Origin of the sequence: Acidocella facilis ATCC 35904 (assembly GCF_000687875.1) — a bacterium.
GTDB lineage: Bacteria > Pseudomonadota > Alphaproteobacteria > Acetobacterales > Acetobacteraceae > Acidocella > Acidocella facilis.
Genome location: NZ_JHYG01000028.1, coordinates 1 through 11,217, shown reverse-complemented (window position 1 = coordinate 11,217; position 11,217 = coordinate 1). Strand labels below are relative to the sequence as shown.

General features: G+C 61.1%; 16 protein-coding genes. 10 read left to right on the top strand and 6 right to left on the bottom strand.

The window, feature by feature from the left end:
- Positions 1-319 (top strand): transposase (locus T331_RS0116290; protein WP_155992764.1); only part of this gene is annotated, 319 nt, incomplete at its 5' end.
- Positions 316-1,257 carry a putative bifunctional diguanylate cyclase/phosphodiesterase gene (locus tag T331_RS18810; protein ID WP_244876996.1) on the top strand — a complete coding sequence of 314 codons (942 nt, stop codon included), beginning with the start codon at positions 316-318 and terminating at the stop codon, positions 1,255-1,257. The genes T331_RS0116290 and T331_RS18810, both read left to right, overlap by 4 nt.
- Positions 1,258-1,492: 235 nt before the next feature.
- Here T331_RS18810 and T331_RS0116280 read toward each other — a convergent pair whose 3' ends face one another.
- Positions 1,493-2,038, bottom strand: coding sequence for a carboxymuconolactone decarboxylase family protein (locus T331_RS0116280; RefSeq protein WP_026440790.1), 546 nt, complete (start codon positions 2,036-2,038; stop codon positions 1,493-1,495).
- 115 nt (positions 2,039-2,153) lie between these two features.
- On the opposite strand from T331_RS0116280, the gene T331_RS0116275 reads away from it, so the two are divergent.
- Positions 2,154-3,077: a LysR substrate-binding domain-containing protein gene (locus T331_RS0116275; RefSeq protein ID WP_035180535.1), complete on the top strand. Its 924-nt coding sequence runs from the start codon at positions 2,154-2,156 to the stop codon at positions 3,075-3,077.
- Positions 3,074-4,534: a protein adenylyltransferase SelO gene (locus T331_RS0116270; RefSeq protein ID WP_026440788.1), complete on the top strand. Its 1,461-nt coding sequence runs from the start codon at positions 3,074-3,076 to the stop codon at positions 4,532-4,534. The genes T331_RS0116275 and T331_RS0116270 overlap by 4 nt, the downstream gene beginning before the upstream one ends.
- Positions 4,535-4,542: 8 nt before the next feature.
- On the opposite strand, the gene T331_RS20100 is transcribed toward T331_RS0116270, so the two are convergent.
- From T331_RS20100 to T331_RS0116260, 3 genes are all read right to left on the bottom strand, one after another.
- On the bottom strand, positions 4,543-4,836 hold the full coding sequence (locus T331_RS20100; protein ID WP_211248757.1) for an amidohydrolase family protein: 294 nt from the start codon (positions 4,834-4,836) through the stop codon (positions 4,543-4,545).
- Positions 4,837-5,568 carry an SDR family NAD(P)-dependent oxidoreductase gene (locus tag T331_RS0116265; protein WP_035180539.1) on the bottom strand — a complete coding sequence of 244 codons (732 nt, stop codon included), beginning with the start codon at positions 5,566-5,568 and terminating at the stop codon, positions 4,837-4,839. It lies immediately after the preceding gene.
- Between the two features lie 109 nt (positions 5,569-5,677).
- The gene (locus T331_RS0116260; protein WP_026440786.1) at positions 5,678-6,589 is read right to left on the bottom strand and encodes a LysR family transcriptional regulator; all 912 of its coding nucleotides are present in this window, start codon (positions 6,587-6,589) and stop codon (positions 5,678-5,680) included.
- Between the two features lie 67 nt (positions 6,590-6,656).
- Between T331_RS0116260 and T331_RS18805 the strand changes: the two genes are divergently transcribed.
- Positions 6,657-7,100 (top strand): Rossmann-fold NAD(P)-binding domain-containing protein, encoded by a 444-nt coding sequence (locus tag T331_RS18805; protein ID WP_211248756.1) that lies wholly within the window; start codon positions 6,657-6,659, stop codon positions 7,098-7,100.
- A gap of 70 nt (positions 7,101-7,170) precedes the next feature.
- Here T331_RS18805 and T331_RS20335 read toward each other — a convergent pair whose 3' ends face one another.
- Complete coding sequence (locus T331_RS20335) at positions 7,171-7,716, bottom strand: transposase (protein WP_211248755.1); 546 nt, start codon at positions 7,714-7,716, stop codon at positions 7,171-7,173.
- Positions 7,717-7,896: 180 nt separating this feature from the next.
- Positions 7,897-8,241 carry a transposase gene (locus T331_RS20330; protein ID WP_035180533.1) on the bottom strand — a complete coding sequence of 115 codons (345 nt, stop codon included), beginning with the start codon at positions 8,239-8,241 and terminating at the stop codon, positions 7,897-7,899.
- On the opposite strand from T331_RS20330, the gene T331_RS19680 reads away from it, so the two are divergent.
- The 5 genes from T331_RS19680 to tnpC all read left to right on the top strand — a co-directional run bounded on the left by T331_RS19680 (position 8,123) and on the right by tnpC (position 11,210).
- Positions 8,123-8,557, top strand: a complete 435-nt coding sequence (locus T331_RS19680; protein ID WP_407637434.1) for an MFS transporter — start codon at positions 8,123-8,125, stop codon at positions 8,555-8,557. The two genes, T331_RS20330 and T331_RS19680, sit on opposite strands and share 119 nt — an antisense overlap.
- Positions 8,558-8,597: 40 nt before the next feature.
- On the top strand, positions 8,598-8,735 hold the full coding sequence (locus T331_RS19675; protein WP_155992762.1) for a hypothetical protein: 138 nt from the start codon (positions 8,598-8,600) through the stop codon (positions 8,733-8,735).
- Positions 8,736-8,810: 75 nt separating this feature from the next.
- A complete protein-coding gene (tnpA, locus tag T331_RS0116230; RefSeq protein ID WP_211248753.1) occupies positions 8,811-9,236 on the top strand; it encodes an IS66-like element accessory protein TnpA in 426 nt (141 codons plus the stop codon).
- Entirely contained in the window at positions 9,233-9,580 is a 348-nt protein-coding gene (gene tnpB / locus T331_RS0116225) for an IS66 family insertion sequence element accessory protein TnpB (protein ID WP_026440783.1), read from the top strand. The genes tnpA and tnpB overlap by 4 nt, the downstream gene beginning before the upstream one ends.
- A 49-nt stretch (positions 9,581-9,629) precedes the next feature.
- Positions 9,630-11,210, top strand: a complete 1,581-nt coding sequence (tnpC, locus tag T331_RS0116220; protein WP_051622448.1) for an IS66 family transposase — start codon at positions 9,630-9,632, stop codon at positions 11,208-11,210.
- Positions 11,211-11,217 lie beyond the last annotated feature (7 nt).

The window sequence follows — 11,217 nt, the reverse complement described above, 5'->3', positions numbered from 1 at the left end:
GCATGACTGTCCCTTGGCCGCGCCTTTGATTGAGAAAACCAAGAAGGCGAAAAAATTTCTCGCCGACAAAGCCTACGATAGCGCCGAATTACGAGGCAACTTGAAAAAGCGCGGGACGAAGGCCGTCATCCCGAACAAACGTAACCGCAAGCGGCCGTACAGCTTCAGCAAGACATCCTATAAAGAGCGGCATAAAATCGAGAATGCGTTCTGCCGCCTCAAAGATTTCAGACGGATCGCAACCAGATATGACCGGCTGGCCATCAATTTTGCCGCATCAATCTACCTCGTGGCAGCGGTCGTCTGGTGGGTGTTATGAGTCTGGACCCTAATACCTCGATCGGCTTTCACGACCCGAAATTGGTCATTCCCGCCAGTGCCGCGGAGATCGGCGCCTGGAGCAATACGCTGATTGCGATGGGTGAGCTGGTTTTCATTGTTGTCATCATGAACGCGGATCTTTCGGTACGTCGCACGATGGACGTCGAAATGCGCAAAGCCATCGCGAATGGTGATTTCCAGCTTCACTACCAGCCTCAGATCAACGAGGCGGGAAGGGTGGTTAGTGCCGAAGCTCTCATCCGTTGGCGGCACGCCAAGATGGGCAATGTGCCGCCGGTAAAATTCATCCCGCTTGCCGAGGAAACAGGCCTCATCGTTCCCATCGGAAACTGGGTTCTGCGTGCTGCTTGTGCCCAGCTTGCGCAGTGGGAAGCCCAGCAGCACACGCAGCATCTGACCATGGCGGTCAATGTCAGCGCCTCGCAATTCCGCCAGCCCGATTTCGTCCAGACTGTATCGGAAATTATCCGCCTCAGCGGCGTCACCCCTTCGAAACTCAAGCTGGAACTCACGGAAAGCATGTTCATCGACAATGTCGATGCAACGGTCGCCAAGATGATCGCATTGAAGGCGATCGGCATTAGCTGGTCGCTGGATGATTTTGGCACGGGCTATTCGTCCTTGAGCGTTCTCAACCGCTTTCCACTCGGCCAGATCAAGATCGACAAATCCTTCGTCCGGGACATGCTCACCAACGCGCGGAACATGGTCGTCACCCAAGCCATCATCGAACTTGCCGGCAAGCTGAACCTGCAGGTGATCGCCGAGGGGGTTGAAACGCGCGAGCAGCTCAATCGCCTACGCGAGGTCGGCTGCCTGAATTATCAAGGTTATTTCTTCAGTCCGCCGCTTGACATCGATGCGTTCGGCACGTTCCTGTTGCCCGCGCCGTCGAAAAGCAAGACATTTTCGTGATATTTTCAGGGGGTTTCCGCCTCGGCTTATTCCGTGCCTTGCCGCCGTGACCTTTGCTATTGTGAAGCCGGTAGAAAATCAGATGTTTAGATTGACGCGTCAGGGTCAAGAAAAAACGCGAAATTGCTCGCGAATACAAAATTTAGAGCCTCACGCTAAAGGCTTGAGGCTCTAATCGATTGCTGACAAATCCGGAGCCCCTTGCATTCACATTGGCGCGCGGGCCGCTGAGAGGTTACGCGGCTTCGGCCGCCAACACGAGCGGAAAGTCGATCTCAGTGCCCGCCGCGATGTTGAGCAGGTTGGTGAAAATATTCTCGGCTACCACGGCAATGATTTCCACGACCTGGGCATCGCTGAAGCCGGCTGCCTTGAGCGTCTGCACATCGGCATCGCTCACCTTGCCGCGTTGCTCGTTAATTTTGAGGGCAAAGTTGAGGGCGGCATCGGCCCGAGGCTCGGCCGAACGACCTTTGCGCGCCAAGGCGATTTCACCGGCATCGATCTTGGCGAGGTTCAGAGCGATATAGCTGTGCGCTGAAAGGCAATAGTCACAATCATTGCTCTGCGCGATGGCAATGGCGATGCGCTCGCGGGTTTTAAGGTCGAGCGCCTTGCCCAAGGCGCCTGTCAGGCCGAGCAGCCCCTGCAAGGCGGCAGGGCTGAGCGCCAGGACGCGAAAGCTGTTGGGGATGACGCCGAGTTGCTTCCGCACGGCCTCCAGCATGGTCTGGGAGGCGGCAGGGGCGGTTTCAAAGGTGGGAACGGTAATGCGGGACATGGGTTTCTCCAGGAGTGAACCGCCATTTGCGGTGTGAAGCGTGATGTAAACGCCGAATGCGGGCACGATAATCCGCCGCGTTGACAAAAGTTTATTGCTGTCTCAGCAATTATGTATGGATAATCTCGAAGCCATGCGCATTTTCGCCGCCGTTGCCGCCCAGGGCAGCTTTACGGAGGCGGCGCGGCGCCTGCGGCTTTCACCCTCCGTGGTGACGCGATCCGTCGCGCAGATCGAGGCGCGGCTCGGAATCATGCTGCTCAACCGCACGACCCGATCTGTGCAATTGACCGAACGCGGCCAGATCTATCTCGAGGATTGCAAACGCATCCTGGACGATTTCGAGATGGCGGAGCGGCGGGTCCGTGGCGAGGATGCGAACCCCCGCGGGACCTTGCGCGTCACCGCGCCGGTTCTGTTCGGGCGCTTATACGTATTGCCGATCGTGAATGCGCTTTTGCACGAGCATCCCGCGCTCTCGATCCATCTGACATTATCCGACCGGAATGTCAGCCTGTTTGAAGACGGTGTGGACGTTGCCGTTCGCGTCGGCGAGCTTGCCGATAGCAGCATGATCGCGGTCACGCTGGGCCTCGCCACCCCGGTCCTCGTCGCCAGTCCGGCCTATCTGCAAACGCGCCCCGCGCCGGCCTCACCGGCGGCGCTTTCAGCGCATGATATCATCCTGTTCGAAGGCATTGGCGCCACCAATGAGTGGCCCTTCGGCGCCGATCGCAAAACAATGCGTGTGGAGCCTCGCCTCATCGTCAACGGTGCCGACGCGGCGATCGCGGCCGCGCAGGCCGGCGTTGGCATCGCACGAACGCTCTCCTACCAGGTCTCGGACGCCGTGCGGGCCGGGCACCTCACCCTCATTCTGCAAGAGTTCGCGCCGCCGCCGTTGCCGGTCAGTGTGGCCTACCAGGCGCGGCGCATTGCGTCTGCCAACGTCGCTGTTTTCGTCAAAGCCATACGGGCGTATTTCAAGGCGAATCCTCTTGTTCAAGTCCACGGCCCGCAGGAGGTTCCCCACCGATGACGCCGCACATTGCTTTCGATAATTCCTATGCGCGGCTGCCCGAAGGGTTTTTTGCCCCCGTTCTGCCAACCAAGGTCGCGGCCCCGCGCCTCATCAAGCTCAATCACGGGCTGGCGCGTGAGTTGGGGCTGGACCCCGAGAGGCTGGCCACGCCGGAGGGGGCGGAGGTTTTCGCCGGTGTGCGCATCCCTCAAGGGGCAGCCCCCCTGGCCATGGCCTATGCCGGGCACCAGTTCGGCCAGTTCGTGCCGCGTTTGGGCGACGGGCGGGCGATCCTGCTGGGGGAGGTGCTTGACCAGAACGGCACAAGGCGTGACATCCAGCTGAAAGGCGCGGGGCCCACGCCTTTCTCCCGGCGTGGCGATGGGCGCGCCGCGCTGGGCCCGGTGCTGCGCGAATATCTGGTGAGCGAGGCCATGGCGGCGCTCGGCATCCCCACCACGCGCGCCCTCGCCGCCGTGGTCACCGGCGAGACCGTGTGGCGCGACAGGGCGCTACCCGGCGCCATCCTCACCCGTGTCGCCGCGAGCCATATCCGCATCGGCACCTTCCAGTTCTTTGCCGCGCGCGGTGACGAGACGAGTCTGCGCCGCCTGGCCGACTACGCCATCGCCCGGCATTATCCCGAGGCGGCGTCCGCTCCTGCGCCCTATCTCGCGCTGCTGGAGGGCGTCATCGCCCGCCAGGCCGCGCTGGTGGCGCAATGGCTGCTGGTCGGGTTCATCCATGGGGTGATGAATACCGACAATATGTCGATTTCCGGCGAAACCATCGATTACGGCCCCTGCGCCTTCATGGACGCCTATAATCCCGCCACGGTGTTCAGCTCCATCGATGCGGGCGGCCGCTATGCCTATGGCCGCCAGCCGGACATCGCGCTGTGGAATCTTTGCCGGCTGGCGGAATGTCTGCTGAAGCTGATCAGCCCTGATGAGGAAACCGCTCTGGCCCTGGCCAGCGCGGCGTTGGAGCGCTTCCGCGAGATATTCGCCGCGGCGCATCTGGACGGGCTGCGGCGCAAGCTGGGGCTGGCCATGGCGCAAGAGGGCGATGCCGCGCTGGCGCAAGAGCTGCTCGATCTGATGGCGGAACACGGCGCCGATTTCACGCTCACCTTCCGGCGGCTATGCGACGCCGCCGTAAATCCCGAAGCAGATACGGCGCTGTTCAGCGGCTCTGCCGGCTGGGCAGCGCGCTGGCGGGCACGGCTGGCGCAGGAGGCTCTTGCCCCGCAGGCCCGCCGTGCCGCGATGCGCCGCGCCAACCCGGCCTTCATCCCGCGCAATCATCGCGTCGAGGCCGCGCTCGAACAGGCCGTTGAAAAGAACGATGTCTCCGGCTTTGAAACACTGCTCGGGATCCTGGCCGCCCCTTATGACGACCAAGCCGTGTTCGCCGCCTATGCCGAGCCGCCAGCGCCGAGCGAGGGCATCTATCGAACCTTTTGCGGCACGTAGGGTGTTTTTCATTTGATAAAAAACACGCTGGCTTTTTGTTTGCGGGCAATTTCAATGACCTGATCTGAAACGGACGGTGCCGATGGAAGCTGGCGGTTACTGATTTCGAACCCGTTGGGGAGTGTGTGAAACGCTCTCCGCAGGATGTGGCAGGCCCCTTTCTCCCGCAGCCCGCCCTTCCGCATTCGCCGTGCGCCTGTTTCCTGAGACTCAGCCAACATGCGGCCCGTCCCGGACGCCAGCGAAGTTTGAACGATACAAAGCTGGCTCAACCAAGGGCGCATCCGGTTCGGGTTTCGCATTCACATCGCGGAGTTTCCACCATCGACAGGCAGCATGGCGCCGGTGATGAAGCTGGCATCGTCGGATGCGAGAAACGCGATCGCCGCGGCGACATCGCGAGGATGGCCGAGACGACCGAGGGGAATCGCCTCCGCCATATCGCGCAAGTGGGCCTCGCTGGAGGCTTCGCTGCGCAGCATCGCGGTGTCGGTGTCCCCGGGACAGACCGCGTTCACGCGTATCTTCTGGCGTGCATGGTCGATCGCCATGCTGCGGGTGAGCTGGACGAGCGCGCCTTTGCTGGTGCCATAAGCCACGGCCTGCTTTGCGGCGACCAGGCCCCAATCCGAGGAAACATTGACGATCGCGCCTCCCCCCTGCCGCGCCATGAGGGGCACGGCGGCGCGGGAGAGGCGGAAAGCGGCGGTGACGTTAACCGCCAAGGTCAAGTCCCATTGCTCATCGCTGCAGGCCTGCGCATCGCCTTGGAACAGAATGCCGGCATTATTCACAACGACGTCCAGCCGGCCATGGCTCTGCTCGGCCCAGGCGATGAGTTTTGCCGGCGTATCCGGGGTGGCGATATCCGCCGCCAGAAACTGGGCCCCATATTCAGCAGCCAACGCGTTACCGGCGTCTGTGTTGCGTCCGGTCAGCAACAGGGTAGCGCCCCGTTCGGCGAATAGCTGCGCGGTTGCCTTCCCTATTCCCGCCGTGGCACCTGTGATCAAAACGACTTTTCCGGCAAACATTTTCGCTCCTTTCGGCCAATCCTGCATTTCCACCTCGGAGAAGATTTGCAGGCCGTTGAATTCATGGTCGATGTTTGAAATGCTGACAACATTTCGTGTGGCTTTTCGCCTAGGTGCGTCCTTCCCCCTCCGCTTCGATGGCCGTCTTCAGTCTTCGGTTAAGCCGCATCAACGCAGGCGGGACGTAGCCTGCTTTGCGCGTGATGAACCCCAGGCTTCTATGCATTTTAATATCGGCACTGGTAATTTCGACCAGGGTTTTGCGCGCGTGGTCGCTCCGTAAAATCCGCCGTGGCACAAATCCGAGCAGGTCGGTTCCGTCTATGAAGGCGGCCACGAGTTGGGCCGACCCGATCTCGACTTGCACGCTTGGCGGGTCAAATCCACGGGCAATGAAAACATTGTCCAACCAGTCCCGGCTGGCGACGAAGCGGGAGGCCAGAACCCACTGGAATGCAGAAAGCTCGCTGATCGTCGCGGCTCGACGGCGATCCAGCGGGTGGCCTTTTCTTCCGACGACGACAACATCATCCTCCCCCCAGTTTTCCCGGGCTAGATTGGACTCATCTCTCGCCTGAACGGTGGTCACAATCCCGTCCAGATGATCATCGACAAGCTCTCGCCGCAGCGCATCGTTTAAGCCGATCTGCAATTTTAGCGTGGTCCGGCCGGCCTCGGCGCGATGCCAGTCGGCGATGACAGGCAAGAGGGTTTCGACGATCGAGGTGCCAAGTCCCAGCCTGACATGCCCTTTATTGCCCCCGGCCATTTCCGCAACGTCTCTGAGCGCGTCGGCCATCGCGGCGCGCATCCTCACCGCATGAGACAGCAGCGTCTGCCCCGCCGCGGTCAACACCAAACGCCGGCCGCGTCGTTCGAATAATGCACCTTCGACGCGATCTTCGAGACGACGGATGCATTTGCTCAGCGCCGGCTTTGTGCGCCCCACCTCGGCAGCGGCGCGGGTGAGGCTTTCCAGCCTTGCGATGGCCTCGAAATAGGCGAGGTCGCGAATATCCATAAGACCGTTTCGTGAAAGTTTGCTTTTGGTGAAAATTAGAAACTAGAGCTCAACCAATCCCTGCGCAATGGTGACCGCCGAAACGATCAAAAAGGTGGAAATGTCGGCAACGATCTTGGTTAGTGCGCCAACGCTAGCGGAGGCCGGGCAGGAGGTTCTCCGTGCCGAAGGGTGCCGGGTGATCTTCACCAGCAGGCAGGGCGGCACCGAGGAAATGCTCCACCATCTGCGCCGCGAGGCCGTGGACGGGGTGATTTCCCGCACCTTGCCGTTCGACGCCCAGGCCTTCGCCGCGGCCGGATCGAGCCTCAAGGTGATTTCCCGCCATGGCGTTGGCATTGATAATGTCGATATAGCGACCGCGACTGAACGCGGTGTCCCGGTCCTGATCGCACCGGCAGGTAACGGGCAGTCGGTTGCTGAGCTGACGATGGCGCTGATGTTGGCCGCCGCCCGCCAGGTTGCGACCCAAAACGCCGCTATCCGGGCAGGCAATGTTGATTTCCGCTGAGATCTGACCCGGGAAGGCCGGATTTTTCCACTGAGAATTGGCTCTGACTCACATTTGCTGCTGGCGATGCTCATGCGCCGACTACGCGCGCCTGAAGCAGGTCAAGTTTCGCGCGCCCATACATCTGTCGCTTGATAAGTTTGAGGCGCGTGATCTGCCCCTCAGTCTGTCCGTTCGACCATGGCGAGACGATCGCGTTTCTGACAGCCGTGTGGTCCTTTTCGACGCCATTGGCGAATGACCCGATGAGGCTGCCTTTGGCAATCTCCAGCCATTCATCGAGCTTTGCCGCTGACTTTGAGCGGATCATGGATTGGAAGTCCCCAATCGCTTTGCGCGCCGCGACCAATTCAGGGACGCTTGCCTCGATAACTGCCACCAGAATCGCTTCGGATTTAGCAAGCTCATCCCGTGCCGAGGTCATCAGGCGGGCAATGACCTTGGCGGAGGGCGTGCGTGCAAATCCACTTTGATTGGCCTTTTCAGCGAGGCGCCGGCGCTGTGCCCATTGCGAGACGACACCGCTCTGACCGGCAAAGCCTTCCGCGCACATCTCACGCCAGAGCGCCAAAGCATTGCGGGCGCCGCTTTCCCATCTACTGTTCAACCACGGCAACCAGCTATCCAGAGAGCTTGGCCGTATACGGAAAACGTCCAGTCGCTGTCCGCGCAAAACGTCGCGAACGAGCTATCGGCTAAGACATGTTTGCCGGACAATTTGCCTGATGGAGGTCCCTATGTTCGCCAGTTTCAAGATCGCTTCGTTTGTTTCCTGCCGTCGTTGGTAGCCTTCGTATTACAGCTTCTCGGCGTAGGTGAGAAGCTTGGGATCGATGTCGTTGCTGCCAACGGACTGCCTGATCTGCCGCATGGACTTGACTACGGCGTCCAGAAACGCTCGGCTCGAATTCTCCATGAGATACCAACGATCGGCAACCTGCCGGTCTTCAGGCAGCCCTTTTGCAATCGCCTCGCCATATCCGCCGCCCCGGTCACGGGCAACAATCGATATCGACGGGCGTTTGGCAAGCCAGGCTCGAGATGTCTCCAGCGCCCTGTCCGACCGCAAGGGGAATCGGCGCGGATGGTGCGCGATCGCTTTGTGTGGTTTCGGCTTCGCTTTCGGGGTCGCGGCTTTCATTCCCCACTACAAATGGATATCGTTCGCGTTGATTGTGATAACGGGTCTGCTTTCGAAAGCTCTTTCCGGCCCGTACTGGTCGATTCCGGGTCTGATTTTCCCACCTGGTGTGGCCGGCGGCGCGCGCGGGATCATCAACGGGCTCGGAAATCTCGGCGGCTTTATCGGTCCCCTGCTCGTAGGCTGGCTGACCACGCTGACCGGAACGACCAGTGCTGGCATCTATGCGTTAGCGGCGATCTTGGTCTTTGGCGGCCTGCTCTGCATGTTGCTGCCGGACGCGACGGCCAGCGATGTCAGCCGAAAGACGAGCTAATCAGCAAGATCATGTGCTGATAGAGAACCGTAAAGGCCTGGTGGGGGAGAGTACCCTCACCCCCGCCACCGGCACCGCCGAGCGCGCGGCCACGCTGACCATGCAGGGCCGCCGCACAGGCAACAGGCGCATCACGCTGGGGCCGATAAAGCCTACGATGTTGCCGATTTCATCGTAAGCGTCAGCTGAGAGGCGCCTTGTCCGGTTTTGCGTGCTCTGCCTCTGTTCTTCTGCTTAGCGGTGGAGGATGGCGTTGGCGGATGGTGTTGAAGTTGAGAGTGTGCTCCGGACTAGTCCGGAGTTGGGTTTTGAGGTGCTTTCCGGTGTTTCCAAGCGCCGCATTTGGAGCACGGAGGAGAAGCTGCGGATCTTGGCGCAGTTTTCGGCGCCCGGATCATCCCCGGCGCTGGCTTGTCGGGCGCACGGGATCAGCACCGGGCAGTTTTATACCTGGCGCAAGCAGTTTCGCAGTGGTGAGCTGACCGGGTTTGTGCCGGTATCGGTAATGGCGGAGCCACCCTCGCAGCAGGCGCCCGCTCTTGTGCGGGATGAGCTGCTACCCACGCCGGCGGTGGCATCTGGCCTTGTCGAGGTTGAGCTGCCGAGCGGCGTCAAGCTTCGGATCAGCGGTGAGGTCGAGGCTATGACGTTGCGGCGTATTTTGTCGGCGCTGCGTTGATCGGGCTGCCGGGGCATGTCCGCATCTACCTGGCCTGTGGGACGACGGACATGCGCAAGGGCTTCGATACGCTGGCGGCGCAGGTGCAGACCATGCTGAGCCTCGATCCGCATAACGGCGCGCTCTATGCGTTCCGTGGCAAGCGCGGTGATCTGGTGAAGATCCTGTGGTGGGATGGTCAGGGGCTGTGCCTGTTCTGCAAGCGACTGGAGCGTGGCAAGTTTCTCTGGCCGCAAGCGCGGGACGGCTCCGTGCTGCTGAGCACGGCACAATTGTCCATGCTGCTGGAAGGGATCGACTGGCGCGCGCCGGTGCGTAGTTTTACGCCGGAAGCGGCCTGCTGATTCACAAAAACTGATGATATTTGCATGGGATTCGACTAGAATCCTGGCAATGGATGCTGCCGCCGAGATCATCAGTCTGCGAGCCCAGCTTGCCGAACGAGAGGCGGAACTGGCGACCGCGCGTGCCGAGCTGACTGGCGCGCATCTGCTCATCGAGCAGTACAAGGCGCAATTACATAAACTGCGGCGTATGCAGTTCGGGCGTTCGTCTGAGGTGCTGGACGCGCAAATCGAGCAGCTTGAACTCCAACTCGAAGACCTTGAGGAAGCCGAAGCCGCGCGGGTAGCGGCAGCGCCGCAGTCACGCCTGACCCGATCGCCCGCTGTGCGCAAGCCGTTGCCGGCACATCTGCCGCGTGAGGATGTGATGTATCCCGCCGCCGAGACCTGCCCCAATTGCGGCGGCACGCACCTGGTCAAGCTCGGCGAGGATATCACCGAGGTGCTGGAGAAAATTCCAGCGCGGCTGAAGGTCATTCGTTATGTGCGCCCGAAACTCTCTTGCCGCTCCTGCGAGACGATCACCCAGGCGCCAGCGCCCGATCTGCCGATCGAGAAGGGCCGCCCCGGCCCCGGCCTGCTCGCGCATGTGGTGGTAAGCAAATATCTCGATGGGCTGCCGCTTTATCGCCAATCCGCCATCCTGGCGCGCGAAGGCGTAGAGATCGAACGTGCCACCCTGGCTGACTGGGTAGGACATGCCGCTTGGTGGCTGGCGCCGCTGGCGGCCACGATCGGCGCTCATGTAAAAACGGCACCGGTGATCCATACCGACGATACGCCGGTGCCGCTGCTCAGCCCTGGGCTTGGCCGCACCAGAACCGGACGGCTTTGGGTCTATCTGGCCGATGAACGAAGTTGGCAGGGCCCGCGCCCGACCGCCGCCTGGTATCGCTTCAGCCCCGACCGCAAAGGTGAGCGTCCACGGGACCATCTGGCGGAATTCGAGGGCACCATCCAGGCCGATGCCTATACCGGCTATGGCGCATTGACCCGTGAGAGCGGTGCACCGGGCCGCAACGCGCCACGCATCCAGCACGCTGCCTGCTGGGCACATGCGCGGCGAAAATTGTTCGATGAATTCGAGCGCACCAAATCGCCAATTGCCCAGGAGGCACTGCGCCGGATTGGCGAACTCTATGCCATTGAAGCTCAGATCAGTGGCGAAAGTGCTGAGAAACGGGAACAGGTTCGCCAGGAGCAGGCCCGTCCGCTGCTGGCCGAACTCAAGCGCTACCTCCAGGAACAGCGTCGACGCCTCTCCGCCAAAACCAATCTCGCCAAAGCAATCAACTATGCCCTCGGCCGCTGGGAAGGTTTGTGCCTCTACACCACCGACGGCCGCGTCGGCATCGACAACAATCCAGCCGAACGGGCCCTGCGCGGCATCGCCATCACGCGTAAAAATTACTTGTTCCTCGGCTCCGAAGCTGGCGGTGAACGCGCCGCCATCATCTATACCGTGCTCGAAACCGCCAAGCTCAACGGCCTCGATCCAGAAGCCTACCTCGCCAATGTTATCGACCGCATGGCAAAGGGACATCCGGCAACCAGGCTCAAAGAGTTGCTCCCATGGAACTGGAGCATGGAGAAATCCGCCGCAGATCAAGCAACTGCGGTGCTCAGCTGACGCTTAC